Source organism: Micrococcus sp. KBS0714 (assembly GCF_002008305.4).
In the GTDB taxonomy this organism is placed as follows: domain Bacteria; phylum Actinomycetota; class Actinomycetes; order Actinomycetales; family Micrococcaceae; genus Micrococcus; species Micrococcus luteus.
Genome location: NZ_CP042169.1, coordinates 2,355,202 through 2,381,131, shown reverse-complemented (window position 1 = coordinate 2,381,131; position 25,930 = coordinate 2,355,202). Strand labels below are relative to the sequence as shown.

General features: G+C 75.9%; 23 protein-coding genes. 11 read left to right on the top strand and 12 right to left on the bottom strand.

The features are described from left to right. Positions 1–90: 90 nt before the first annotated feature. Genes B1A86_RS10860 through B1A86_RS10840 form a run of 5 tightly spaced genes read right to left on the bottom strand, consistent with a single transcriptional unit; the run spans position 91 to position 5,217 of the window. On the bottom strand, positions 91–1,146 hold the full coding sequence (locus B1A86_RS10860; protein WP_041104096.1) for a siderophore-interacting protein: 1,056 nt from the start codon (positions 1,144–1,146) through the stop codon (positions 91–93). Beyond that, positions 1,143–2,012, bottom strand: a complete 870-nt coding sequence (locus B1A86_RS10855) for an ABC transporter ATP-binding protein (protein ID WP_078025655.1) — start codon at positions 2,010–2,012, stop codon at positions 1,143–1,145. The genes B1A86_RS10860 and B1A86_RS10855 overlap by 4 nt, the downstream gene beginning before the upstream one ends. Further along, complete coding sequence (locus tag B1A86_RS10850) at positions 2,009–3,079, bottom strand: iron chelate uptake ABC transporter family permease subunit (protein WP_078025656.1); 1,071 nt, start codon at positions 3,077–3,079, stop codon at positions 2,009–2,011. The genes B1A86_RS10855 and B1A86_RS10850 overlap by 4 nt, the downstream gene beginning before the upstream one ends. Then, a complete protein-coding gene (locus B1A86_RS10845; protein WP_078025657.1) occupies positions 3,076–4,131 on the bottom strand; it encodes an iron ABC transporter permease in 1,056 nt (351 codons plus the stop codon). Before B1A86_RS10845 ends, B1A86_RS10850 begins: the two co-directional genes overlap by 4 nt. A gap of 9 nt (positions 4,132–4,140) precedes the next feature. After that, the gene (locus B1A86_RS10840) at positions 4,141–5,217 is read right to left on the bottom strand and encodes an iron-siderophore ABC transporter substrate-binding protein (protein ID WP_078025658.1); all 1,077 of its coding nucleotides are present in this window, start codon (positions 5,215–5,217) and stop codon (positions 4,141–4,143) included. A 202-nt stretch (positions 5,218–5,419) separates the two neighbouring features. Here B1A86_RS10840 and B1A86_RS10835 point away from each other — a divergent pair, with 202 nt between their 5' ends. From B1A86_RS10835 to B1A86_RS10815, 4 genes are all read left to right on the top strand, one after another. Further along, a complete protein-coding gene (locus B1A86_RS10835) occupies positions 5,420–6,163 on the top strand; it encodes a ubiquinone/menaquinone biosynthesis methyltransferase (RefSeq protein WP_036314489.1) in 744 nt (247 codons plus the stop codon). 334 nt (positions 6,164–6,497) lie between these two features. After that, the gene (locus B1A86_RS10830; protein ID WP_036314541.1) at positions 6,498–7,226 is read left to right on the top strand and encodes a response regulator transcription factor; all 729 of its coding nucleotides are present in this window, start codon (positions 6,498–6,500) and stop codon (positions 7,224–7,226) included. A gap of 94 nt (positions 7,227–7,320) precedes the next feature. After that, a complete protein-coding gene (locus tag B1A86_RS10820) occupies positions 7,321–8,898 on the top strand; it encodes a HAMP domain-containing sensor histidine kinase (RefSeq protein WP_225348784.1) in 1,578 nt (525 codons plus the stop codon). A 140-nt stretch (positions 8,899–9,038) separates the two neighbouring features. Beyond that, positions 9,039–9,464 (top strand): WGxxGxxG family protein, encoded by a 426-nt coding sequence (locus B1A86_RS10815; RefSeq protein ID WP_061866758.1) that lies wholly within the window; start codon positions 9,039–9,041, stop codon positions 9,462–9,464. Between the two features lie 94 nt (positions 9,465–9,558). Here B1A86_RS10815 and B1A86_RS10810 read toward each other — a convergent pair whose 3' ends face one another. Then, a complete protein-coding gene (locus B1A86_RS10810; protein ID WP_078025660.1) occupies positions 9,559–10,482 on the bottom strand; it encodes an ArgP/LysG family DNA-binding transcriptional regulator in 924 nt (307 codons plus the stop codon). Between the two features lie 69 nt (positions 10,483–10,551). Between B1A86_RS10810 and B1A86_RS10805 the strand changes: the two genes are divergently transcribed. From B1A86_RS10805 to B1A86_RS10785, 5 genes are all read left to right on the top strand, one after another. Next, on the top strand, positions 10,552–11,382 hold the full coding sequence (locus B1A86_RS10805) for a LysE/ArgO family amino acid transporter (protein ID WP_227717951.1): 831 nt from the start codon (positions 10,552–10,554) through the stop codon (positions 11,380–11,382). A 25-nt stretch (positions 11,383–11,407) separates the two neighbouring features. After that, positions 11,408–11,878 (top strand): NUDIX domain-containing protein, encoded by a 471-nt coding sequence (locus tag B1A86_RS10800; RefSeq protein WP_078025661.1) that lies wholly within the window; start codon positions 11,408–11,410, stop codon positions 11,876–11,878. A 58-nt stretch (positions 11,879–11,936) separates the two neighbouring features. After that, complete coding sequence (locus B1A86_RS10795) at positions 11,937–13,820, top strand: ABC transporter ATP-binding protein (protein ID WP_078025662.1); 1,884 nt, start codon at positions 11,937–11,939, stop codon at positions 13,818–13,820. Between the two features lie 178 nt (positions 13,821–13,998). Then, entirely contained in the window at positions 13,999–14,994 is a 996-nt protein-coding gene (locus tag B1A86_RS10790) for a hypothetical protein (protein ID WP_036314481.1), read from the top strand. 118 nt (positions 14,995–15,112) lie between these two features. Next, positions 15,113–16,123 carry a bile acid:sodium symporter family protein gene (locus B1A86_RS10785; RefSeq protein WP_078025663.1) on the top strand — a complete coding sequence of 337 codons (1,011 nt, stop codon included), beginning with the start codon at positions 15,113–15,115 and terminating at the stop codon, positions 16,121–16,123. 158 nt (positions 16,124–16,281) lie between these two features. On the opposite strand, the gene B1A86_RS10780 is transcribed toward B1A86_RS10785, so the two are convergent. Continuing rightward, complete coding sequence (locus tag B1A86_RS10780; RefSeq protein ID WP_230259889.1) at positions 16,282–18,816, bottom strand: FtsX-like permease family protein; 2,535 nt, start codon at positions 18,814–18,816, stop codon at positions 16,282–16,284. 2 nt (positions 18,817–18,818) lie between these two features. Further along, positions 18,819–19,661, bottom strand: coding sequence for an ABC transporter ATP-binding protein (locus B1A86_RS10775; protein WP_078025664.1), 843 nt, complete (start codon positions 19,659–19,661; stop codon positions 18,819–18,821). 165 nt (positions 19,662–19,826) lie between these two features. Between B1A86_RS10775 and B1A86_RS10770 the strand changes: the two genes are divergently transcribed. Beyond that, positions 19,827–20,402, top strand: a complete 576-nt coding sequence (locus B1A86_RS10770) for a TetR/AcrR family transcriptional regulator (protein ID WP_078025665.1) — start codon at positions 19,827–19,829, stop codon at positions 20,400–20,402. Between the two features lie 13 nt (positions 20,403–20,415). Here B1A86_RS10770 and B1A86_RS10765 read toward each other — a convergent pair whose 3' ends face one another. From B1A86_RS10765 to B1A86_RS10750, 4 genes are all read right to left on the bottom strand, one after another. Then, positions 20,416–20,682: a hypothetical protein gene (locus B1A86_RS10765; protein ID WP_044659312.1), complete on the bottom strand. Its 267-nt coding sequence runs from the start codon at positions 20,680–20,682 to the stop codon at positions 20,416–20,418. Between the two features lie 396 nt (positions 20,683–21,078). Then, the gene (locus B1A86_RS10760) at positions 21,079–21,771 is read right to left on the bottom strand and encodes a response regulator transcription factor (protein ID WP_036316208.1); all 693 of its coding nucleotides are present in this window, start codon (positions 21,769–21,771) and stop codon (positions 21,079–21,081) included. Between the two features lie 56 nt (positions 21,772–21,827). After that, positions 21,828–23,171 (bottom strand): sensor histidine kinase, encoded by a 1,344-nt coding sequence (locus tag B1A86_RS10755; protein WP_069941556.1) that lies wholly within the window; start codon positions 23,169–23,171, stop codon positions 21,828–21,830. 65 nt (positions 23,172–23,236) lie between these two features. Continuing rightward, entirely contained in the window at positions 23,237–24,391 is a 1,155-nt protein-coding gene (locus tag B1A86_RS10750) for a nitronate monooxygenase (protein ID WP_078025666.1), read from the bottom strand. A gap of 81 nt (positions 24,392–24,472) precedes the next feature. Here B1A86_RS10750 and B1A86_RS10745 point away from each other — a divergent pair, with 81 nt between their 5' ends. After that, positions 24,473–25,927, top strand: a complete 1,455-nt coding sequence (locus B1A86_RS10745) for an L-lactate permease (RefSeq protein ID WP_078025667.1) — start codon at positions 24,473–24,475, stop codon at positions 25,925–25,927. The last annotated feature ends 3 nt before the right edge of the window (positions 25,928–25,930 follow it).

The following is a 25,930-nucleotide window of genomic DNA, read 5'->3' as shown; positions in this document are numbered from 1 at the left end:
CTCCTTCGGTTCGATCGGGTGCTGAACTCCCACAGTAGGGAGAGCCCGACGCCGGTGCGAGGGCGGAGCGGCGCTCCACCACCCCACTCCTCAGCTCTCCGCCTGGCCCTCCCGCCAGTAGCCCATGAAGGAGACGTGCTTCTTCGGCACGCCGCCGGGGCCCACGCTGAGCCGGCGCAGGGCGCGCACCATCGCGGACTCCCCGGCGAGGAACACGTAGGCCTCGGGCCGTTCGTCGGCCTCGAGGGCGGCGACGGTCCACTCGCGCTCGACGGAGGCCGCGGGCGGCGCGACCGGCCCGCCGGCGTCGTCGGGGTCCACGCCCAGCAGGGCGGCGAGGCGGGCGTGCGCCCAGGACCCCGACGGCGCCCCCGGCGCCCGGCGGCCCACGTGCAGGCGCACGCGGCCCCGGTCCGTCAGCTCCGTCACGGCCCGCCAGTCCCACGGCTCGGGGACGGCCAGGCGCTCGGCGATGAGGTCGGCGGCCTGCCCGTCGTGGGGCAGCTCGAGCACGAGGTCCGCCTCGCCGTCGAACCCGCCGAACGGGTCCGCGAGCTCCTCCGCCACGGACACCAGGGCGGGGACGGCGGTCTCGTCGCCCACGGCCAGCACACGGTGCGCCCCCGTCTGCCGCCAGCCGGACCACGCCGGCGCCTCCGCCGAGGGCACCAGCACGTTCACCGCGTCCCCCGCCTGGACGGCGCGCGCCCAGCGCAGGCCCGGCCCCTGATGCGGGTCGGCGGGGTCGTCCGGGTCGCCGTGCAGCACCACGTCCACGGTCAGCGAGGGCACCTGCCGCCCGTCGAGCCGCACGAGCCCGGCCGAGCGCACCGTGTACGTGCGCATCCAGCCGCGCTCCTCCTCGGGGATGGCCAGGAACCCGGCGCGGAACCCGGCGGACAGGTCCGGGTCCGCCGACGTCCCGCCCGGCGGGGGGATCAGCAGCTTCACATAGGCGTCCCGGCGCGGCCGCGCGCCCCGGTACAGGGCGTGCAGGTCGGCGACGCCGGGCGGCAGCAGTCCCAGCAGGTCCCCGCTGGCGGCCTCCAGGTCCGGGCCCGCCAGCACGATCCGCCGGAACCCGCGGCACGGCTGCTCCACGGACACCACGCGCGTGTGCGCCACGATCATGCCGTCGGCGCTCATCGGCGGTCCCCGTCCCCGCGCGGCAGCACCACGGGGTGGCCCAGCAGCGGGTCGGCCACCACGTCCGCGTCCAGGCCGAACACCTCGGCCAGCACCTCCGGCACGATCACCTCGCCCGGCGTGCCCTGCGCCACCACCCGGCCCGCGGCCATCGCCACGATGTGGTCCGCGCTGCGCGCCGCCAGGTTCAGCTCGTGCAGCACCGCGACGACGGTCGCCCGGCCCCCGCCGCGCGGGTCCGGGAGCGCGCGCACCAGGTCCAGCACCTCCACCTGATGGCTGAGGTCGAGGTAGCTCGTGGGCTCGTCGAGGAGCACCACCGGGGTCTGCTGGGCGAGCACGAGGGCGAGCCACGCCCGCTGCCGCTGCCCGCCGGAGAGCGTGCCGGCCTCGCGGTCGGCGAGCTCCACGAGGTCGGTGCGCTCGAGCGCCGAGGCGATCGCGGCGTCGTCGCCGGCGGCCCGGCCGCCCAGGAGCCCGCGGTGCGGGTGACGGCCGCGCGCCACGAGCTGCGCCACCGTCATGCCCTCGGGCGCCACGGGATGCTGGGGCAGCAGCGCCACGGTGCGGGCGTAGTCGCGCGCGGACACGCGGGCGGCGTCCCGACCGAGCACCTCGATGCTCCCGGCGCGCGGGGCGAGCTGGCGGGTCAGGCCGCGCAGCAGCGTGGACTTGCCGCAGCCGTTGGCGCCGATGATCGCGGTGACGCGCCCGGCGGGCACGTCCAGGTCGAGGTCCGCGACGATCGGCGGCGCCGAGGCCGGGCCGTAGCCGAGCGTCAGGCCGCGCAGGCGGATCGCGACGTCGTCGGCGGCCCCGGCGCGCGGTGCGGCGGGGGACGGGACGGTGAGCGGGGGAGCGGTCATGCGGAGCGCACGCCTCCTGGGGTCCGGCCCTGGCACAGCAGCAGCCAGAGCATGAGCGGGGCGCCGGCGGCGCCGGTGAGCACACCGGTGGGCAGGGCGGCGCCGGTGAGCAGGGGGACGGCCTCGCCGGCCACGAGGTCCGCGAGCAGCACGAGCGCGGCGCCCGTGAGCGCCGCCGCGGGCAGGGAGGGCAGGCCGCGGGTGAGCCCGCGCGCCACCGGGGTGGCCAGCAGCGCCACGAACGCCAGCGGCCCCACGACGGCGGTCGCCACGGCGGCCAGCACCGCGCCGAGCCCCAGCGCCGCGGCCGAGGTGGGACGCGGCCGGGCGCCGAGGGCGTGCGCGAGGTCCGGGCCGACGTCGGCGGGGGCCAGCCGCGCGTGGAGCACCCCCGCCAGCGGCAGGGCGACCACGAGCACGCCCGCGAGCAGCGCGATGCGGCCCCACGTGACCCCGTTGAGCGAGCCGGCGATCCAGACGGTGGCCGACTGCAGGTCGTGCTGGGCCAGCGAGAGCATGGCCCCGGCCACCACGGCCTGGCCCGCCGCCGCCACCGCGATGCCGGCCACGACGAACCGCTCGCCCCCCACCGAGCGGGCCGTGGCGAACACGGCGACCACCGCCGCGAGGCCACCGATCAGTGCCGTGGCGGCGCGCATCAGGTCCGATCCTCCGCCGGTCTGCCCGGCGGTCGCCAGCATCCCCAGCACGACCGCCGCCGCGGCGCCCTGGGTGACGCCCAGGATGTCCGGCGAGGCCAGGGGGTTGCGCAGCGTGCGCCGGTAGAGCGCGCCGGCCGCGCCCAGGGCGGCGCCGGTGAGCACTGCGGCCACGGCGCGGGGCAGCTTCTCCTCCAGCACGATGAAGCTCGCTCCCGGGATCGTCTCCCCGCCCAGGATCCGCACGAGGTCCGGGACGGTCACCTGGTACGTGCCCCACACCACGCGCAGCAGGGCGAGGACCAGCACGGCCACGGCGAGGCCCGCGCAGGCCCCTCCGAGGCGGCGCCGGTCGGCGCGGCGCAGGCGGGCGACGACGTCGTCCGGGGCGGTGCACTGGAGGCTCATGCGGCCACCCCCGGGCGGCGCAGCAGCGCCAGCAGCACGGGCACGCCGAGCAGGACGGTGGTCACCCCGAGGTGGATCTCCCCGGGCGCCACGACGAGCCGCCCGGCGAGGTCCGCGAGGATCACGAGGACGGCGCCCCACAGGGCGCAGCCGACCATCAGGGCCCGCGTGCTCGGCGGCCGCAGACGGCGCAGCGCGTGGGGCACGAGCAGTCCCACGAACCCGACCGGCCCGGCCAGCGCCACCGCCGCGGCCGTGAGCAGCACGACCGCGCCCAGCAGCACCGCGCGCACCCGCTCCGGGCGCCCGCCCAGGCCGTGCGCGAGGTCGTCGCCGAGGGCGAGGGCGTCGAGCCCGGGGGCCACGGCGACGGCGGCGAGCAGCCCGACGGCGATCACGGGCGCCAGGGCGAGCGCCTCGCCGAGGTCGGCGCGGGCCACCGTGCCCACGGCCCAGAACCGCAGTCGGTCCTGGACCGTGGGGGAGAGCACGAGCAGCGCCGTGGTGCCGGCGGTGGCGCCGGCGGTGAGCGCCGCGCCGGCCAGCACGAGCGCCATGGGGGAGGGGGCGCCGGGCGTCCGGCCACTCCGTGTGGCGGCCGCCGCCACCGCGTAGCCGAGCGCGGCCGCGACCAGCGTCCCGACGGCGGCCAGCGCCAGCACCCCGAACGTGGAGCCGGCGACGCCGAGCGCCATGCCCGCCGCCACGGCCAGCCCCGCGCCGGCGGAGAGCCCGAGCAGCCCCGGGTCGCCGAGCGGGTTGCGGGTGGCCCCCTGCAGGGCGGCGCCGGCCACGGCCAGCGCCGCCCCCACGAGCGCCCCCGTCACCACGCGGGGCACGCGGGAGGCCACGGCCGCCGCCTCGATGCCCTCCGGCACGGGGTGCCCGGTGAGGATCGCGCCCAGGGTGTCGAGCGCCGTCGTCGCCGGCACGGTGCGCGCGCCGAGGGCGACGCCGGCCACGAGCGCCGCCAGCAGCAGCGCCGCGGGCAGGGCGCCCATCAGCACGCCCGCGCGGACGCGGGCCGGGGAGGCCAGGGCCGTGGACGGCATGGGGAGGGATCAGCCCTGCGCGGTCTTCGCGGCCTCGGCGATCGGCGGGACGACCTTCTCGAGCGCGAACGGGATGGACAGCGGGGAGATCGCGGAGACGGAGAGGACCTCCTGCTCGTCCGTCTGCAGGACGAGGGCGCCGGCCTTCACGGCCGGGATCGAGCCCAGCAGGGGGTCGGACTCGATGGCCTCGCGGACCGAGTCCTGGGCGGCCCAGGAGACGAACACGTCCGACTCCAGCTCGTCCGCGCGCTCGGGCGACCACGTGAAGAAGAACGCCTGGTCCTCCGGGGAGTTCTCCGTCACCACCGGCGCCTGCTCCATGCCGAGCAGCTCGAGGAACTTCGGGCGGTTGTCCACGTCCGTGTAGATGCTGATCTGGTCCGCGGCGGCGGGGTCGATGGTGCCGTAGACGAAGGACGCGCCCTGGAGGTCCGCGTGCTTCTCGCCCGCGTCCTTGATCTGCTGCTCGAGGTCCGCGATGAGCTCCTCCGCCTCCTGCTCCTTGCCGAGCACGCGGCCGATGACCTCCGTGGACTGCTGCCACGAGGTGCCGTAGGCGGGGACGTCCTTCGGGTAGGCCACGGTGGGGGCGATCTTCGAGAGGCGGTCGTAGTCCTCCTGCGTGATGCCGGAGTAGACGGCGAGGATGACGTCCGGCTTCACGGCGGCGATCGCCTCGGCGTCGATGCCGGAGGCCTCGGACCACTGCACGGGCTTCTGGGCGCCCTCGGTCTCGGCGAGCTTCGCGTCGAACCAGTCGGTGGACTTCTCCGCGTTCCCCCCGAACTCCACGGCGGCCATGCCCACCGGCACCACCCCGAGGGCGAGGGTCACGTCCTGGTTCACCCAGGACACGGTGGCCACGCGGGTCGGGCGCTGCGGGATCTCGGTGGTGCCGTAGACGTGCTCGATGCTGCGGGGGAACGCGGCGTCCCCGCCCGCGGCGTCTGACGACGACGCACCGGCCGACGAGGACGAGGCCGAGCCTCCGGCCGGGCCGGTGGAGCACGCGGCGAGCAGGAGGGTGAGCCCGACTCCCCCGCTGGCGAGGAGGGAGCGGCGGGACAGGGGGGACGGTGCCATGGTGGTGGCCTTTCACGGTCGCGACGCGCGGGCGCCGGGCGGAGGGGGTCGGGTCTGCGGTCGGAGGATGCGTCGGCCCTGCCGGGCCGGTATTAGCAAACACCGACGTGAGGTAACTCTGGAAGATTAGGGCAACCTAACTCCCCTGTGCAATCCCGGTGAGGGGCGTCGTCGGGGGAGGTGGGCGGGATACGGTGGCCTGGTGAGCCAGAACCCCCTCCCCGCCCCGCGCGGCGACGCGCAGCGCGGCGCCGCCGACCACCACGACCGGGTCTCCGCGATGTTCGACGCCATCGCCGGCCGCTACGACCTGATGAACGCCGTCATGACATGGGGTCAGGAGCCGCGCCTGGTGCGCCGCACGGTGGCGCGGGCCAACATCCCCGCGCAGGCCCGCGTGCTCGACCTGGCCACCGGCACCGGGGACCTCGCGTTCGAGGTGCTCAAGCAGCACCCCGACGCGCAGGTGGTGGGCGCCGACATCGCCGCCGAGATGATGGAGGTCGGCCGTGCCCGCGCGGGCGGGGACCGCATCGAGTGGGTCGTCGCGGACGCCACGGACCTGCCGTTCGAGGCCGGCTCGTTCGACGCCGTGACCCACGGCTACCTGCTGCGCAACGTCGCGGACATCCCGGCGACCCTCGCCGAGCAGTTCCGTGTGCTGCGCCCGGGCGGCTGGGTCGCGGCCCTCGAGACGTCGCCGGCGCCGGACAACGTGCTCAAGCCCTTCTCCTCCTTCTACATCCACCGGGTGATGCCACAGCTGGCGAAGCTGATCGCCGACCGGCCGGAGGCCTACGCGTACCTGTCCTCCTCGACGAAGGCGTTCCACACGCCGGACGAGGTCGCGGACCTCTTCGCCGAGGCCGGCTTCGTGAACATCGGGCACGAGACCCACATGTTCGGCACCCTGGCCACGCACTGGGCCATGAAGCCGGTCGACTGACGCGGGCCACGCGGCGCGGCGTCAGCACAGGGCGGCCCCGGTGGCGCCGCCGGATGCGTCAGGGCTGTGACGAGTCACGCTGATGTCCGCAATCCGAGAAGACTCTGGGCCGACCCGGCTGATCCGCGTAGCATGGGGCTCCGTCGAGGGGGGATCCGCGCACCCCCCGGCCTCCGGTCGCCGCCCGTCCGCCATCCCCCGGAACGGCGTCGCCCCTCCGTCGCGAGGCGCTCGTCCCCCGCAGCCCGCGACGTCCGCGTGGGCACCGTGAACCGTCTCTTGAACGTAGAGGAACCTTGTGAGCCCCATCCAGAGCACCACCGGCCCGTCATCCATGGCGGAGCTGAAGAAGGTCCTGCCCGAGCTCTCGCACCCGGACGGCGCGCCGGTGCGGGTGCTCGTCGTGGACGACGAGCCGATGATCGCCGACCTGCTCTCCATGGGCTTCACCCTCTGCGGCTGGGAGGTGATCGTGGCCCACGACGGCGCGACCGCCGCCGAGCTGGGCACCGCCGGCCGTCCGGACCTGGCGATCCTGGACGTCATGCTGCCGGACATGGACGGCCTGGACGTCCTGGATCGCCTGCGCGCCCACTGGTCGGAGATGCCCGCCATGTTCCTCACCGCCAAGGACGCGACCGAGGACCGCGTGGCGGGCCTGGCCGCCGGCAGCGACGACTACGTGACCAAGCCCTTCTCCATGGAGGAGGTGCTCATCCGCGCGCACCGGCTCGTGCAGCGCTCCGGCGTGGTCTCGGGCGGCTCCGAGGTGCTCGTGGTCGGCGACCTGGTGATGAACACCCGCACCCACGAGGTGACCCGCGGCGGCGACGAGATCGAGCTGACGGCCACGCAGTACAACCTGCTGAAGTTCCTCATGGCCAACGTCCGCACGGTGCTCTCCAAGGAGCGCATCCTGCAGGACGTCTGGGGCTACGACTTCGGCGGCCGCGCGAACATCGTCGAGCTGTACATCTCCTACCTGCGGAAGAAGATCGACGCGGACCGGGATCCCATGATCCACACCATCCGCGGCGCCGGGTATGTCATCCGGCCTGCCTGAGACCGCCGCGGTCCCGTCGGGGCACGGCAGCACCCGCCGCAGGCGGCCCACGTCGCTGGCCCGACGCATCGGCGCCGGCGTCCTTCTGATCCTGATGGCCACCATCCTGGCCTACTCGTTCTACGCGGCCGGCATCACGAAGGCCCTGCTGACCGAATCCGCCTCCCGGGACGCCTCCGAAGCATGGATCCGCGCCTCGGAGCAGCTGACGGCCCCCTCGCCGGGCGGAGGGGGCGACGGCGGCCCGGGGCAGGGGGACCTCCGCGTGCCGGGCACCCTCGGCCAGCCCGAGGGCACGGTGGTCGCGCTCGTCCCGCTCTCCGGTCTGGAGGAGCATCAGCAGGACGCCCTCATCGGGCACCGGGTCGGTGACGCCGGGGAGTCCGTGCCGCTCACGGCGCGGGAGGCCCACGACCTTCTGCACGCCCTCCGGGACCGGCCGGGCGGGCCGATGCTGGACGCCGTCGTCGGCGACGTCTCCTATCGCGTCCAGGCCCAGACCCTGACCGCGCCGGGCCCCTGGGTGGCCGCGGACCAGGTGCTCGTGGTGGGGGCGCCGACGGGCGCCATGTCCGACGTCACACGGCAGGCGCTGCTCGCGGTCGCCGTCGGACTGTCCGTCACCGTCCTCACCACCGCGATCCTGGTGACCCTGTGGCTGCGTCGGGGACTGGCCCCGCTGCGCGAGGTCGCCGCCGTCGCCGAGCGGGTCGCCCAGGTGGACATGGCCCGCGCCGGGCTCGATCCGGAGGACTCACGCATGCCGCCTCGGCTCCTGCAGGGGCCGGACGAGGTGGCCGTCGTCGCCCAGGCGCTCGACCGGTTCACCGGCTCGGTCGAGGCGGCCCTGGAGCAGCGCCGCGTGCAGGAGCAGCAGATGCGCCGGTTCATGGCGGACGCCTCCCACGAGCTGCGCACGCCGCTCGCCTCGGTGCGCGGCTACGCCGAGATGATCGCGATGACGGAGGAGCTCTCCGCGACCGGCCGGCGGTCGCTCGACCGGGTGCTGTTCCAGGCCGACCGGATGGCCGCCCTCGTGGACGACATGCTCCTGCTCGAACGGCTCGAGTCCGTCTCGCGCGGCCGGGCCATGGGCCTGGAGCCCTCCGAGGAGGTGGCGCTGGCCGAACGGGTGGATCTGTCCGAGGTGGTCCTCGAGGGGGTGATGGACGCCCGCGCGGCGTGGCCGGACCACACGTGGGTGGTGGACCTGCCCGAGGGGGTGGAGCCGGGCACCCAGCGGTCCGTCACCGGTGACCGGTCGCAGCTGGCCCGCGTGGTCGGCAACCTGCTCTCCAACGCGGCCAAGCACACCCCCGTCGGGACCACCGTCACGGCCTCCGTGCGGCAGGACCAGCCCCGGCCCGGCTTCATGCTCGTCAGCGTCCACGACGACGGCGGCGGCATCCCGGCCGACCGACACGCCACCCTCTTCCACCGCTTCGTCCGCGGCCCCGGGAAGGGCCGGACGGGCCCCCCGGGCACGGAGCCGTCCACGGGTCTGGGTCTGGCCATCGTGCGCTCGATCGCGCGCAGCCACGGCGGGGACGTGACCGTGGCGTCCGAGGGCGGGTGGACGCGTTTCGACGTCGTCGTGCCCTGCACCCCGGGGCGCGCCGGGCCGGGGGCTGCGGGCTCCTGCTGCGGCTCCGCCCGGGCCGGCCGGCCCTGACCCCGGGACGGCAACCGTTGACGTATCCCCACCCCCCTATGCGTACGGTGCCTGTGTATGACCGACAGGGTCGTCCGGGACTTCCGGCCGATCCACCCCGACGCCGGTCGGCGCAGGCCGCCGGTGAGAGGAGCACGATCATGACTGACATCCGCCGCACCGCCACCGCCCTGACCCTCGGCGCCGCCGTCGTCACCGGCCTCGGTGCCCCCGCCGCCGTCGCGCAGACCACGGCCCCGGCCACCGAGACCGCCACCACGGCACCGGCCTCCGAGTCGCCCGCCCCCCAGGAGGAGGAGAAGGACGACAACGGCAACTGGGGCCTGTGGGGCCTGGCCGGCCTGCTGGGCCTCGCGGGCCTGGCCGGTCGCCGCAAGCGTGAGGTGCACGCCGAGCCCGTGCGCCGCGACCACCACGTGGCCGGCGCGCACCGTGACCATGACGTGCACCGCGTGGACGACCGCGCCGGCGACGTGCGCACCGAGGGCGCGGACGCCCGCCGTCGCGAGGCCGACGGCACCCTGGGCGACGCCACCCGCCGCCCGGGCACCGGCGACGCCCGCTGACCCGACCCCGGCCGCCCCGAGCGGCCCGTGACCGCGACCCCCGCCCCTCCGGCGGGGGTCGCGGTGTGTCCGGGGCGGGTCTCGAATGCGCCCGTCAGTCCGCGGTGTCCCCCGCCGAGGGCGCGGCGCGCAGCACCGCGTCCGTGAGGCGGTCCAGAGCCGCGGTCCCGGCCGTCCAGCGCTGCCAGTGCAGGTGCACGTCGGCCGCGCCGAGGGCCGGGATCGTCTCGAGGTCGGGGTGCCGGCCCTCGAGCACGCCCGGCGGGATCTGCACCGAGGGGAGCATGCCCCAGCCCAGCCCGAGCTCCACCGCCCGCAGATACGCGTGCACGGACGGCACGAGGTGGGTCGGCGGGTCGGCCACGGGCCGGCCGCGGGTGACGCGGCGCAGCACCGTGTGCTGCAGGCCGTCACGGGGGCCGTAGTCCACGATCGGCAGCGAGCCGAAGTCCACCCGGCCCCGCGCGTCGCGGTGCAGCTCCAGCAGGAAGGACGCGCACACCGCGTGATAGCGCATCGTGCCCAGCGGGGTGGAGGTGCACCCGGCCACGGGCGTGGGGTCGTCCGTCACGGCGGCCACGACCGCGCCGTCCCGCAGCAGGACGGCGGTGTGCTCCTGGTCCTCGGACTGCATCTGCAGGACGACGTCGTCCCACGTCGCCGCCTCGCGCAGCACGGGCTCCCACCACGTGTCGAGGGAGTCCGCGTTGAGGGCCACGCGCAGCGGCACGCGGCCGCCGTCACCCCGGCCGAGCGCGGCGAGCGTCTCGTCCTCGAGCGCGAGGGTCTGCCGGGCGAGACGGAGCATGCGCTCTCCGGCCGCGGTCGGCCGGACGGGGACGGTGCGGGCCAGGAGCACCTGGCCCACCTGCCGCTCCAGGGCCTTGATCCGCTGCGAGAAGGCCGAGCCGGAGATCCGCAGGGAGTCCGCGGCGGCGTCGAAGGTGCCGTGGTCGACGGCCGCGACGAGGGCGCGCAGGTGGTCGGAGTTCATGCGGTCCAGGGTAGGGGTGGCCATGAAGGATGTCTTCAGATCCTGAAGAAGATCGCGATGGCACGGACGTGGGACGGCTCCTATCCTCGCTCGGTGACCATCTTCGCCACCGGATTCCTGACCTACCTCGCCCTCATCGTCGCCATCGGCGCGCAGACCCTGTTCCTGCTGCGCCAGATCGTCCGACGCGACCGCGTGTGGACCGTCCTGACCGTGTGCTTCGTGGCCGATGTGGCGCTGCTCGTGCTCGGCGCCGGCGGCGTGGGCGTGGTGGCCGAGCGCTGGCCGTGGCTCGTGCCCGCGCTGACCGTGGCCGGCGTGGTCTACCTCCTCGGGTTCGCCGCGGGCGCGCTGCGCTCCGCCTGGCGCGGGGACCGGACCCTCAGCACCGCGGCCGCGGACGTCGAGGGGACCGGGCACGGCCCCGACCGCATCGACCTCGCGGTCCTCACCGGTGAGCTGCCGCTGATCGACCCGGTGACCGGCCGCCTGGCCGAGCGCGAGCCGGCCGGGGCCGGCGTCGGGCATCACGACGACGGCGCGCCCGGCTTCGGCGCCCCCTCGGGCGGCGGGTCGGTGACGGTGCGGCAGCGCGTGCAGCCGCGCCGCGTGGCGCTGGACCGCCCGCAGACGCCGCTGCCGCGGATCATCCTGCTGGCGCTGTCCGTCTCCCTGGTGAACCCGCACGCCATCCTCGACACCGTGGTCATGATGGGCACCTTCGCGCAGACATTCGGGGCAGCGAAGTGGGCGTACGTGGGCGGCGCGGTGGCGGCCTCGCTCGTGTGGTTCACCGCGCTCGGCTGGGGCGGCACCAAGCTCGCCCCGTCCATGGACTCGGCGCGGACGTGGCGGATCGTGGACGCCGTGGTGGGCGTGCTCATGCTGGGAATCGCCGTGAAGGTGGGGCTCACGCTCCTCTGAGCCGCGCGGGGAGGATGATGGGGGCATGAGTCCTTCCCCCTCCGACTCCGCCCGCACCCCGACCGTCACGGCCGGGGAGGTCATCCGCGTCTCCGCCGTCGTGCTGGCCCGCCCGGACCGCCGCGTGCTGACCGTCCGCAAGGCCGGCACCGCCATGTTCATGTTCCCCGGCGGCAAGCACCTGCCCGGCGAGGCCCCCGTGGACACCGCCGTCCGCGAGGTGGCCGAGGAGACCGGGCTGCGCCTGCGCCCGGACGAGCTGACCCGCCTCGGCGCGTGGGACACCGCCGCCGCCAACGAGCCCGGCGCCGCCCTGCACTCGGAGGTGTTCGCGCTGTGGCGGCCCGTCGCCCGGCACGAGGTCCCCGAGCCGACGGACGAGATCGTCGCGCTGCACTGGATGGACCCCGCCGCCCCGGCCGCACCGGGCGGGCACGGCGTGGCCCCGCTGCTGCACCCCGTGCTGGCCGCCGTCGCCGCCACGCCCCCGTTCTGACGTCAGCGCGGGCCGACCGGCCCGCGCTGACGTCCGCCCCGGCCACTAGCCTGGCCCGGTGACGTCGCTGCTCCGCATCCTGCGCTTCGCGCCCCAGCTCAACCGCCTCTACCTCGGCATCGCCGTCAGCTCCGTGCTGGCCGCGGTGCTGGCCCTGGCCACCCCGTTCCTGATCGGTGCGGCCACGGACCGGATCGTCGCCGCCGTCGCGGGGGAGACCGACGTGGCCGAGGCCGTCACCGCGGTGACCTGGCTGGCGGTCGCGTTCCTCGCCGTCGAGGTGGCGACCACCCTGGTGGTGAGCGTCGGCGGCTACTGGGGCGACGTGATGGCCGCACGCATGCGCACCATCCTCTCCACGCGGTACTTCGAGCAGCTGCTGCACCTGCCCCAGCGGTACTTCGACACCGCGATCACCGGGCGGGTCGTCAACCGGTTGAACCGCACCATCAACGAGCTCACCCAGTTCCTGCAGTTCTTCGCGAACAACGCGTTCACCATGCTCATCACCACCGCCGCGGTGCTCGTGATCACCGCGTTCTACTGGTGGCCGCTGGCGATCCTGCTGGCCGTCGTCTTCCCCGTGTACATGTGGCTCACCGCGCGCACCTCCACGAAGTGGCAGGTGTGGGAGGGGGAGAAGAACACGGAGGTGGACATCGCCTCGGGGCGGTTCGCCGAGGTGGTCTCCCAGATGTCTGTGGTGCGGGCCTACAACCGGCAGGACCACGAGCTCAGCGGGTTCCGCGACCGGTTCCTGCGGACCGTGGGAATCACCCGGCAGCAGTCCCGGTTCTGGCACGGCATGGACGCCGGGCGCCGGCTCGCCCTGAACGTGGCCTTCGGCGCGATGTACCTGATCGTGTTCGTCCGCACCGCGCAGGGCCTGTTCTCCGTGGGCGACATGGTGATCCTCCTGCAGCTGATGAACATGGCCCGGCAGCCGATCTTCTCCATGAGCTTCCTCGTGGACTCCGCCCAGCGGGCCGTCGCCGGGTCGAAGGACTACTTCGAGGTGCTCGCCGAGGAGCGCGAGCGGGCCGGCGGGGCGGCGCTCGCGGTGGCGGGCGCGAGTGCGGAGTCGGCGGGTGCGGACGCACCGCGCGTGCCGGCGGAGCCGCGGGCCGACGTCGTGCCGGGTGCGCCGGACGTCCCCGCGGACGTGCCGGCCGTGCGCTTCGACGAGGTCTCCTTCGCCTACGACGCCGACGCCTCCCGCCCCGTGCTGGACCGCGTGTCCTTCGACATCCCGCGGGGTGCCAGGGTGGCGCTCGTGGGCGAGTCGGGCGGCGGGAAGTCGACCATCGCGCACCTGCTGCTGGGGCTGTACCCGGTGACGAGCGGACGCATCGAGGTGTTCGGACAGGACGTCGCCGGGCTGGACCTGGCCGTGCTGCGCGGGCGGATCGCCACCGTGTTCCAGGAGCCGAGCCTGTTCTCCGGGACGGTGCGCGAGAACATCGCCTACGCGGACCCCGACGCCTCCGACGAGCGCGTCCGGGCCGCCGCCGAGGCCGCGTACGCGCACCGGTTCGTGGAGGCGTTCGACGACGGCTACGAGCAGGTGATCGGCGAGCGCGGGCTGCGGCTGTCCGGCGGGCAGAAGCAGCGGATCGCGGTGGCGCGGGCCGTGCTGAAGGACGCGCCGATCCTCGTGCTGGACGAGGCCACCTCCGCGCTGGACACGAAGTCCGAACGGCTCGTGCAGGCGGCCCTCGAGGAGCTGATGGTGGGGCGGTCGAGCCTGATCGTGGCGCACCGGCTGAGCACGATCGCGTCCGTGGACCGGATCGTCACGCTGCGCGGCGGGCAGGTGCAGGAGATCGGGACCCCGGCCGAGCTGGCCGAGTCCGGCGGGATCTACGCGCAGCTGCTCGAGCTGCAGAGGGCCGGCACCCAGGAGGCCCGGAAGATGCTGAAGGAGTACGGGCTGAGCGGGTGATCCCGGAATCTTCTGCGGATCCGACCCTTCCGAGCGCTGCGCGGCGGCCCAGAAGGGTCAGATGTGCAACGGATTCCCAGCGCGCGGCAGGACGTCCACGACGACGTCGGCCCGACGCCTCCGCAGGGCCTGTGGACAACCGGGCCCGCCGACGTCGGGAGCGAGCAGGATCGGGGCCATGCGCGTGCCCGGACCCTTCCCCGCCCACCTCCAGGACGCCCCGTTCACGCGGGCGCAGGCGCTGGCCGCCGGGGTGTCCGGGTCGCGGCTGCGCAGCCGGGACGTCGAACGCGTCGCGCACGGCCACTACCGCTGGATCGGCCCCGTCACCGGGGCGACGCCGCCCGCGCGTCCCCTCGCCACCGAGCTGTCCCGGCTGCAGGACCTGGCGGCGATGCGTCCCGACGTCGTGGTGACCGGAGAGTCCGTGGCCCGGCTGCTGGGCTGGCCCCTCCCGGACGACGTGAAGGCCCGGGTGCGTCCTACCGTCCTGCGGTCCCGCACCCGCCGGGTGCTGCGGGAGCCCGGCGTGCGCACCCGGCTCGTGGACCTAGACCGCGTCCTCGTGCGGAGGGACCGGCTGCACGGGCTGCGATGGACCTCGCACGCCGACACCTGGTTCCACCTGGCCACCGTCCTGGACCGAGACGCGCTCGTGGCGGTCGGAGATCGGCTGGCACGGGAGGACGAACGGCGGGGGAAGGTCGCGCTGGCCACCCGCCGGGAGCTCGGCGCCGCGCTCGAGCGGCACACCGGCGAGGCCGGGATCGTGCGGGCGCGGGAGGCGCTCGCGCTCGTGCGCACCGGTTCCGACTCCCCGGCCGAGACCGAACTGCGCCTGGCGCTGATGGCCGCGGGGCTGCCCGAGCCGGACCTGCAGATCGAGCTCTGGGACCCGGACTACTCGCTGTGGCACCCCGCCAGCGCGGACCTCGGCTACCGGCGGTGGCGGATCGCGATCCACTACGAGGGCAAGACCCACGACGGCGCCGCGCAGGTCGGCAAGGACACCCGCCGGGACGCGGTGTTCCTGCGTCAGGGCTGGCTCAACATCCGGGTGGCGGGGACGGACCGGTGGCGGGGATTCGTCGAGACGGCGGGGCTGGTGCGGGCCGCGATCGCGGAGCGTGGCGGTCTCGACGCCGGTGGCGCGGAGGATCGTCTGCGGAACTGACCCTTCTGGGGCGGGAGCGGACGTCCAGAAGGGTCAGGGGCGCAGAAGATTCCGGAAGGCCGACGACGGCGCCGCGTCACGCGACGACGCACCGCGGCCCCGCTCTTACCATGACGGGATGACCGCACCGGATCCCGCCCCCACCGACGCCCGCCGCGCGGAAGACCGCTCCGCGCGCATCGCCGTCACCGTCTTCCCGCTGCTGGTGCTCGCCGCCGCGCTCGTGGGCTTCCTCGCCCCGACCGCCGCGAAGACGCTGCTGCCCCAGGTGAACCTGTTCCTCGGGATCATCATGTTCGGCATGGGCCTGACGCTGACCCTTCCGGACTTCGGCCTCGTCGCCCGCCGGCCGCTGCCCGTGCTGCTGGGCGTGGTGGCGCAGTACGCGATCATGCCGCTGCTGGGGCTCGGCGTCGCCGTCGTGCTCCAGCTGCCGCCCGAGCTCGCGGCGGGCGTGATCCTCGTGGGCTCGACCCCGGGCGGCACGTCCTCGAACGTGGTCAGCTATCTCGCCCGCGCCGACACAGCCCTCTCCGTGGCCATGACCTCCGTGTCCACGCTCCTGGCTCCGCTACTCACGCCGCTGCTCACCCTGTGGCTGGCCGGCCAGTACATGGCCGTCGACGGCGGCGCCATGGCCAAGTCCATCGTGAACATCGTGCTCCTGCCGGTCCTGGGCGGACTCGTCGTGCGCCTGCTGCTGCGCCGCGTCGTCGACCGCGTGCTGCCCGCCCTGCCGTGGGTCTCGGTGGTGTTCATCGCGCTGGTGGTGGCCGCCGTCGTCGGCAACAGCGCCTCCCGCGTGCTGTCGGCGGGCCTGCTGGTGTTCGCAGCGGTGGTGCTGCACAACGGGCTCGGCTACCTGCTCGGCTACGGCGCGGCGAAGCTGTTCCGGCTGCCCACGCCCGTGGCGCGCACGGTCTCGATCGAGGTCGGCATGCAGAACTCGGGCCTGGCCGCGGGCCTCGCCGCGCAGTACATCTCGCCGGCGGCAGCCCTGCCGGGCGCCGTGTTCTCGATCTGGCATAACCTCTCCGGGGCCGTGCTCGCGATGGCCTACCGCCGTGCGGACGGCCGCAGGGCCGCGGGCGCCCCCGGCTCGGCCCCGGCGAATCGTCTGCGGAACTGACCCTTCTGAGGCGGGATCAGACCCCCCAGAAGGGTCAGTTCCGCAGACGATTCCGGACGGTCGACGACGACGCCGGCCGCCGGGCAGCGCGCGAGTGAGGGCCGTGGCGTGGCCCGGCTCACACCGTGGCCCGCCCGCTCACACCGCGCCCCGCTCGCTCACACCGCGGCCAGGCCCGCCACGGGGCTCAGCCGGGCCGCCCGACGCGCGGGCAGCAGCGACGCCGCCAGGCCGGCCAGCGCCGCCACGGCCACCACCAGCCCGAGCTCGAGCCACGGCACGACCGGGCGCACCGCGGTCCCGGCGCCCGCGGTCGCGGAGAGGTCGGCGAGGACCAGCTGCGCCCCCGCCCAGCCGTAGCACACCCCGAGGGCGCAGCCCAGCACGGCGGCCACGGCCGCGATCAGCACGGCCTCGATCGCGATCGCCCCGCGCAGTCCGCCTCGCGTCAGGCCGAGGGCCCGCAGCAGCGCGTTCTCGCGCGTCCGCTCGATTACGGACAGGCTCAGCGTGTTCGCCACGCCGATCAGCGCGATCAGCACGGACACCGCCAGCAGCGCCACCACGATCCCGAGCATCGCGTCGATGATCCGGGCGTAGAGCGCGCGCTCGCCGGCCCCGCCGTCGATCACGGCCGCCCCGTCGCCCGCGGCCCGGGTCACGTCCTCGCTCAGGCCCTGCAGGCGGTCGACGGGGACGCCGGGGTCGAGGGCGACGAGCAGCTGGCCCGGCACGGCGGCGTCCGCGGCTCCGTCCCACCCGGCCTCGCGCAGCGGCTCGGCCGCCACGTACACGCCGGAGCTCAGCGAGCCGGCGCGCACCGGGGCGAACGTCTGCGCGGCCCCCGCCACCTCCGCGCGGACCGGATCCGCCTCGACCCAGTCGGGCACGAGCGCCGTGCCGGGGTCGCCGAGGCCGGTGACGCCCTCGGGCAGGCGCGCGACGACGGCGCGCAGGTCCGCCGCCGGCGTCGCCAGCACGGGGGACCCGTTCTCCGTGGTGCCCACGGGGGTGGCCAGGGCCACCGCCTGCACGTCCTCCGTCGCGGCGACGGCCTCGGCCGCGCGGGCCGGGTCCGCGTCGGCGGGCAGCTGCACCACGAGGTCCACCGGGTAGGCGGTGTCCAGGGCGAGGGCCGTCTGCTCCTGGGCGGTGCGCCCGCCGGTGAGGAACAGCGCCACGAGGGTGGTGCCCACGAGCAGGGCCGCGGCGGTGGCAGCGGTCCGGGACCGGTGGCGCACCGCGTTCAGCCCGGCCAGGTGCCCGGGGACGCCGGCCGGACGCGCCAGCACGGCCGCCCCTCGCACCGCGGCGGGCACGAACAGCCGTGCCAGCAGGAGCACGCCCACGAAGCACAGCGCGCCGCCGCCGATCGCTGAGACCGGCTCCCGGACGGACACACCCCCCAGCATGAGCGCGGTGCCGCCGACGGCCAGCACCAGCCCGATCGCCGCGCGGACCCGGCCGCCGCGCGATCCGGCGGTCACCTCGTCCTTGGGCCGCAGGGCCTCGAGCGGGGCGACGCGCGTCGCGGCCACCGCGGGGGCCAGCGCGGCCAGGACCGTCACCGCCACACCCACGGCCACCGAGACGGCGAGCCCTGCCGGGTGCAGCCCGAACGTGAGGAACGGCAGGTCCAGCATCGCGCGGGCGGCCGCGGCCACGCCGGCCACGATCGCCACGGCGAGCCCGGCGCCCAGCACGGAGCCCACCACGCCCACGACGGCGGCCTCGGTCAGCACGGAGGCCCGCACCTGGGCCGTCGTCGAGCCGATGGTGCGCAACAGCGCGAGGTCACGGGTGCGCTGGGCCACGAGCACCTGGAAGGTGTTCGCGATGACCAGCGCGGTCACCAGCAGGGCCAGCGCCGCGAAGCCGCCGAGCACCCAGCCCAGCAGGTCGGTGCCGCCGCTCAGCTGCGTCACCGCCGAGCGCACGGCCTCGTCCGGGGTCGCGACGTCGACGTCCACCCCGGCCGCGGCGGCCTCGGCGCGGGCGGCCTCGGCGACGGCGGGGACGTCCGCCCCGTCGGCCAGGCGCAGCAGCAGATGGGGGGTGAACCCGGCCTCCCCGTCCTGGCCCTGCACCGCGGTCAGCGCCGCGGACGAGGCCCACACCTGCGCCTGCCCGGAGAGCATCGGGTCGGGGGAGGGCTGGGTCAGGCCCGTGACCACCGCGTCGAGCGGCGTGGTGGCCGGGGCGGGCCCGGACTCGCCCGCCAGCGTGACGACGTCGCCCACGGCCACCCCGTGCCGGTCCGCGGTCTGCGCGTCGAGGGTGACGCCGCGGGCGTCGTCGGCGGCGGGCAGGGTGCCGGCGGTCACGGTCAGGCCCGCCAGGGCCGGGTCGCGGGGCAGGGGCATCACCGTGGTGCCGAACTCGGCGTCCGCGGCGCGGGCCGTCGCCCACGCCATCCGCAGGGCGTACGCCTCCTCGACGCCGTCCAGGCGGGCCAGCGGGCCGGGCTCGGCACCGGTGCCGGCGAGGTCGGAGACGTCCTCGGACCCGCCCGGCAGGACCACGAGGTCGGCGCCGGCGTAGGTGCTGCCGAGCGTGGCGCGCAGGGTGGCCTGCGCCGTCGAGGAGACGAGGAAGGAGGCCGCGAGGAACAGGGTGCCGATCAGGATGGCCAGCACCAGGGAGACGTAGCGGCGCGGCTGGGTGCGCAGCTGGGAGAGGGCGACGGTCCACATGGTCAGCGCACCCCGCCCTCGGCCGGGGCGGACAGGGCGGTCAGGGCCGCGGTGACGGACTCGACCGTGGGGTCCACGAGCTCGCCGGCCAGCCGGCCGTCCGCGAGCAGCACGACGCGGTCGGCGGCGGAGGCGGCCACGGGGTCGTGGGTGACCATGATGACGGTCTGGCCCATCTCCCGCGCGGACCGGCGCAGCAGGCCGAGCACCTCGGCGGAGGTGGCGGTGTCCAGGTTGCCGGTGGGCTCGTCCCCGAACACGACGTCCGGTCGGGTGAGCAGGGCGCGGGCGACGGCGACGCGCTGCTGCTGACCGCCCGAGAGCTCGTGCGGGCGGTGGCCCAGCCGGTCCGCGAGGCCCAGGGCCCGGGTGATCTCGTCCAGCCACGCACGGTCCGGGGTGCGGCCGGCCAGCTCGAGCGGCAGCACGATGTTCTGCTCGGCCGTGAGCGTGGGCACGAGGTTGAAGGCCTGGAACACGAAGCCCACGCGGTCGCGGCGCAGGCGGGTCAGGGCGGTGTCGTCCAGTCCTGTGATCTCCGTGCCGCCGATCCTCACGGAGCCCGAGGTCCGCGCGTCCAGCCCGGCCAGGCAGTGCAGGAGCGTCGACTTGCCCGACCCCGAGGGCCCCATGATCGCGGTGAACGCGCCCGAGGCGAAGTCCACGTCCACCCCGCGCAGGGCGTGCACCTGCGCGTCACCGCGCCCGTAGGCGCGGGTGAGGCCGCGGGCGCAGACGGCGGGCGCCGTCGTCGTGGTGGCGGACGACGACGGCGTGCCCGGCCCCGGCGCGACGGGGCCGGGGGTCGTGGGGGAGAAGGGGTGTGCGGGGGAAGAGGTGTCCATGGCGGCCACTCTCCCGCGCGGACCCGGCGGGGCGGATCGGAGGAGGGGACCACCTCCGCGGGCGGCGGGTCATGCCCGGGGATGAGGCGGGCCGGCGAGGCGTGGACCCGAGGGCGTCAGGCCCCCGCCGCCGGGCGGTGCGGGGTGGAGTGGGATGATGGGGACATGAGAGCCGACGCCCGCGCCAACCGCCAGGACCTGCTGGCGGCCGCCGGCCGTCTCATCGCCACCCAGGGGGCGGCGATGTCCCTGCGCGGGGTGGCGCAGGAGGCCGGGGTCGGCGTAAGGACGCTGTACCGGCACTTCCCCACGCGTCGGGATCTGCTGGACGCCGTGCTCGAGGACGTCGTGGCCCGCACCGGGGGGATCCTGCAGGCCTTCCTCGACGGGGTGGGCGGGGACGGGCACGGCGGTGGGACCGAGGCGCGGTGGCGGAGGCTCGCGGAGGACCTGGGGGCCGTGAACCTGGCCTCGCTCGCGGCGGCCCGGGACGACTTCGACCCCGCCGACCGGCCGCCCGAGGCCCTCATCGCCGAGGCCGAGCGTGTGATCCTCGAGCTCGCGGACCAGGTGGTGGCCGAGGCGCGGCGGGCCGGGCTCGTGGGCCCGGACGTGACCGGGGCGGACTACCTGTTCGGCCTGCTCATGGTCACCCGGTCGCCGGAGTGCGCGCTGCTGGGCCACGGCCCGGACCAGCGGGGCTGGCTGCTGGACACGTACCTGCGCGGCCTGCGGCCCTGAGGGCGCGGCCGGGTCAGTCGCCCGGGGCGTCGTCCTCCAGGACGGGGCGGGCGGTGGCCCACGCGACGGCGCCGGCGAGCAGGCCGGCGCCCGCGGTGAGCGCCAGGCGCAGCAGCCCCTCGACGCCCGTGAACAGGCTCAGGCCCAGCATCACGACGGCGGCCGTCACCAGTGCGACGAAGAAGGCCACGCATTCGCTGTCCCGCTGCGCCCGCTCGGCGGCTGGGTCGGAGGCGCGGGACGTCGTCGGGGCGGGGTGGTCCAGGATGCTGCCGGTCATGGTGCCTCTCCTCCAGTGCGCGTCGGGCCGGGGCGGCCGTCGGCGCGTGCACCCCGGCGGCGGACCCGCTGCGGGGCCTGCGTCCAGCATCGCGGAGGCGGTGGGCGCACCGGCAGGGCCATGAGGATGAACCTCGGGGCGTCCGACTCATACCCAAGTATGACCTGTGATTGTGCTGGCAGGTGCCTGGGGAGTGGCTCAGGGAAGGGCCCCGCCGCCCCGGCCGGCCGCCGAGGCCGGCCGCCCCGGCCGACCGCCGAGGCCGGCCGTCGAGGCCCGCCGCCCAGGCCCGCAGACACGCCGCTACGACGACGGCGTAGCGGCGTGTCTGCGGGCCTCGACGAGGGGTGGGGCAGGGGCTAGGGCGGGGGCTGCAGGGCGTGCCGGAACGGCGGGTCAGAACTGCACGAGGCCCGCGCGGTGGGCGATGAGCACGGCCTGCACGCGGTCGCGGGCGCCTAGCTTGGCCAGCACCCGGCCGACGTGCGTCTTCACCGTGGCCTCGGAGAGCACGAGCTCGGCGGCGATCTCCAGATTCGCGGCGCCCTGCGCCATGAGCACCAGCACCTCGTGCTCGCGCGGGGTCAGCGACGCCACGGCCGCCTGCTGCTCCTCGCACTCGGCGCTGCGGACCTGGTCCGAGCGCAGACGCGGGGCCATGTGCGTCAGGAGCCGGCGCGTCGTGGACGGGGCGATCACGGCGTCGCCCCGGTGCACCGTGCGGATCGCGGCGAGCAGCTCCTCGGGCGGGGCGTCCTTGAGCAGGAAGCCGCTGGCGCCCGCCTCGATCGCGTCGAAGGCGTACTCGTCCAGGTCGAAGGTGGTCAGCACCACGACGCGCGGGGCGTCCGGCCGGCGCAGCAGCGCGCGGGTGGCCTCGATGCCGTCCATCTCCGGCATGCGCACGTCCATCAGCACGACGTCGGCGCCCGCCACGGACACCGACGCCACCGCCTCGCGCCCGCTGCCCGCCTCCGCCACGACCGTCAGGTCCGGCTGCGAGTCCACGAGCATGGCCAGCCCGGAGCGGATCAGTGCCTGGTCGTCCACCAGGGCCACGCGGACGGGGACGGTCTCCTCAGAGCTCATGGGGTCATCCTCTCAAGTCGGGCGGGGTGAGCGGGCGAGACGGGGGCGGCCACCCCTCACACCGCCGAGTACGGCAGGTGGGCGGACACGCGGTACCCGGCCCCGACGCGCGGCCCCGTCTCGAGCGTCCCGCCGAACAGGGCCGTCCGCTCGGCGGCCCCCCGCAGACCCTGGCCGCTGCCCCGGGTGGCGGGGTCGGCGGCGGCGCCGCAGCCGTCGTCGTCGATCTGCAGGTCCAGGCCGTGCGCCGTCCAGGCGAGCGTGACGAAGGCGTCCGCGTCCGGCCCGCCGTGGCGCAGCGTGTTGGTGAGCGCCTCCTGCACGATCCGGTACGCCGCCAGCTCCCCACCCGCCGGCAGCGTGCGGCGGGGTGTGCCGGTCTCCAGCAGGGACACCTCGAGCCCGGACAGGCGCATCGTCTCCACGAGGGCGGGCAGGTCCGCGAGTCGCGGCTGGGGCCGGCGGCCCGGGGGCAGGCGGGTGCCGCGGCCGTCGGGGGAGGCGACGACGTCGGCGGCGGGTCGCCGGGCGTCGTCGTCGGTCACGCCGGGCACCCCGGCCACGGTCTCGCCGGTCTCGCGGAGCACGCCGAGCAGCTGGCGCATGTCCGCGAGCGCGGAACGGCCGGTCTGGCCGATGGTCTCGAGCGCGGTGACCGCGAGCGCGGGCTTGGCGGCGGCGGCGTACCGGGCGCCGTCGGCCTGGGAGATGATCACCTGCAGGGAGTGGGCGACGATGTCGTGCATCTCCCGGGCGATGTGGCTGCGCTCGTCGGCGGCGGCGAGCTCGCGCTCCTGCCGGGACTGCACCTCGAGGCGGTGGGCGCGGTCCTCGAGGGCGCGCACGGTGAGGCGGCGGTTGCGCACGACGTCGCCGAACGCCCACGCGGTGAGCACCATGAGCCCGCAGCCGATCGCCATGATGACCATGGCCAGCGGCTCCGCGGGGGAGCGGACGGTGAGGCCGTCGGGGGTGACGAACTGCGCCGGGAACAGCCACACCTTCACCCCGTTGGCCACGCCGCCGACCAGCCCCAGGAGGAGCCCGGCCACGGAGACGCTCCGGGGCGCGTTCGCAGCGAGGTTGTAGACGGTGAGCGGCACCATCAGCAGGGACAGGCTGAACTCGGGCCCGGCGAGCAGGTGCAGGACGGCCGCGGCCGTCACGACGGCGGCCGAGGCCACCGGGCGCACCCGACGCACGGCCCACGGCAGGACCATGCCGGCCCCGGCCAGGAGGGAGACGGCCGTCTGCCGGCCCTGGGGGTCCGGGGCGACCATCGGCCCGAGCGCGATCCACGGGAGCGCCACGAGTACGGTGAACAGGGCTGCGGCGGCCATCACGTCCGTGCGCACGGGGTGCAGGCGCGTCCACTGGTCGAGGCGGCGCAGGGGGTTCACGCGGGCCAGCCTAGGCCGCAGGCGGAGGGGCCGGCGTCAGCCCGCGGGATGATCCGGGGCGGTCCTCAGGGCGTGAGGGAGGCGAGGACGTCGGCGGCCGGCGCCTCACGGACCCGGTGCGCCTCGGTGCCGGCCCACAGGTGGACGCGTTCGAGGTCGCCGACGGCCGCGGCGGCGGCGCGCAGCCCCTTCGTCAGGACGTTGACCTCGGGGTACGCGGCGGGGGCGTCCGGGTGCTCCGCCATGAACGCGGTGGCCAGCGACCGCGCCCACCGCCCCGTGTAGGCGCGGGTCAGGGCGGTGCGGGCCCGGCCGTCGTCGGCGGAGAAGCGTGTCCCGGCCGCACACGCGGCGACGGCGGCCCGGTGCGCCGCCGAGGTGCCTGCCTCCGGGGTGAGGAGGAACGCGGTGCCGGCCGAGACGGCGTCCGCGCCGGCGGTCAGCAGGGCGCGCACGTCCTCGGCGGTGCCCACGCCGCCGGCGGCCACCACGGGCGCGGCGCTCGCGGCCCCCGTCCCGACGACGTCGCGCACCGCCGCCAGCACCGTCGGCAGCTCGGCGCGGGTCGGCTCCGCAGCCGGGTCCGACGTGCCCCGGTGCCCACCGGCGCGGTGGCCCTGGACCACGAGGAACGCGGCTCCGTGCTCGAGGGCGGCCCGTGCCTCGGCCGCGTCCGTCACGGTGGCCCCGGCCGGGACGCCCGCCGCGGCCAGCCGGGCGAACACGTCCGCGGCCGGCAGGCCGAACGTGAAGGAGACCAGCGGCCACGCCTGCTCCTCGGCGGCGACGAGCATGGCCTCGAAGTCCGCCCGTTCGGCGTCGGGGTCCGGGACCACGTCCGCGACGGCGGGCAGGTCGGCGGCGCCGTCGGCCGTCAGGCCCGCCCGGTACGCGGCGACGGCCGCCGCCCGCGCCGACCGTGCCGCCTCCGTGCGCGCGGCGGCCGGGATGGCCGTGTTCACCGCGTCCGGGACGAACAGGTTCACGCCCCAGCGGTCCGGCCTCTCCGCGCCCAGCAGCGCGCGCAGCGCGTCCACCTGCGCGCGCATCTGCGCGGCCGTCCGCATGCCGCCGGCGAGGAACCCGCCGCCGCCTGCGCCCACGACGGCGGCGACCAGCTCCGGGGTCGAGGGGCCGCCGGCCATCGGGGCCACCGCCACGGGGACGGGCGGGATCAGGCGGGCGCGGGTGACGTCGTCGGGGTGGGATGGCTGCGTCATGACCCCCAGAGTAAGGGGAGGGGTGTCGGCCCCACCCCGCGCCTACAGTGGGGCGCAGTACACGAGGGAAGGGGGTGCGCCGTGGAGGTGCTGCTCGCGCTCTCACCCATCCTGCTCACCCTCGTGCTGCTGCTCACCCGGCTGCCCGCGTGGGTGGCCCCGGCCGCTGGGACGGCCGTGGCCGTGCTGCTGGCCCTCACGGCCTTCGGCGTGGCCCCGGGCGACCTGGGCGGCGCGATCGGCGCCGGCGTGCCCACGCTGCTCGAGATCCTGGCGATCATCGCCGGCGGCATCACCCTGTCCCGCGTCATGGAGTACTCCGGCGGGCACGCGCGCCTGGCCGCGTGGCTCTCGGCGGGCAACGGCCCGACGATCGCGACCGCGCTGCTCATGGTGCACGGCGTCATCCCGTTCCTCGAGACCGTGACCGGGTTCGGCGTCTCCCTGATCGTGGGCGTGCCGCTGCTGCTGGGCCTGGGCTACACGGCGTTCCGGTCCGCGCTGATCTCCGTCCTCGCGCTCACCATCGGGCCGTGGGGGTCCATGGCGCCGGGCACGCTCATGGGCGCCCGCCTGTTCGGCCTGGACTTCCGGGAGATCGGGGTCACCGCCGCGGTGTTCAACCTGCCGGCCTGCCTGGTGGCGGGCGTGGCCACGGTGCTGCTGCTGCGCGGGGCGCGCGGCATGCGAGTCGACGTCGGCCCGGCCCGGACACTGCCCTGGCTCGGCGTCGCCGTGCTCTCCGGGGTCGCCCAGTGGGCGCTGATCCTGGGGGCGAACCTCGTGGTCGGCACCGCGCCGGCGGGCGCCGTCGCCACGTTCGTGCTCACCGTGGCCTGGCTGCTCGTGATCCGCGGCGGCCGGCTGCTGCCCGGGCCGGGGCGGGACGTGGTGCCGTACCTGACGCTCATGGCCGGCACCGTGCTGGGCACCACCGTGAAGGGCGCGTTCGGGCTCGAGGGGGCGGCGGCCCTCGTGGGGACGCCGGCGCTGTGGGCGTTCGTGGCGGTGGGCGTGGGCGTGCAGCTGCTCCACCTCGACGCCGCCGCCCGCCGCCGCGTCCCCCGCGAGGCCGGGAAGCTGTGGGTGGGCACCGCCATCCCCAACGCGCTCTACGTGGCGTTCGGGCTCATCCTCTCCGCCGGCGGGGTCTCGCAGGCGCTCGCGGGCGCGCTCAGCGGGATGGGGGAGTCCTACCTGGTGGCGATGCCGTTCCTCGGCGCGTTCGCCGGCTTCATCACGGCCTCGAACACCGGGGCCATGGCCCTGATCGGCCCCCTGCAGATGGACACGGGCGCCGCCCTGGGCGTCCCCCCGCCCTGGTCCAACGGCCTGCACAACGCGGCCGCCGGCTGGGGCATCGTCGCCGGGCCCGCCCGCATCCAGGTGGCCCACGGCATGGCCGCGGGGGCGCAGTCGCCGCACATGCCCGGCTGGGCCGTGACGCGGCGGAACCTGTTCGTGGTGCTGCTGCCGGCCATGCTCGCCGGGATCCTCGGCATGGCCGTGATGGGCTGGTTCCTGCTGCCGCGGTGACGC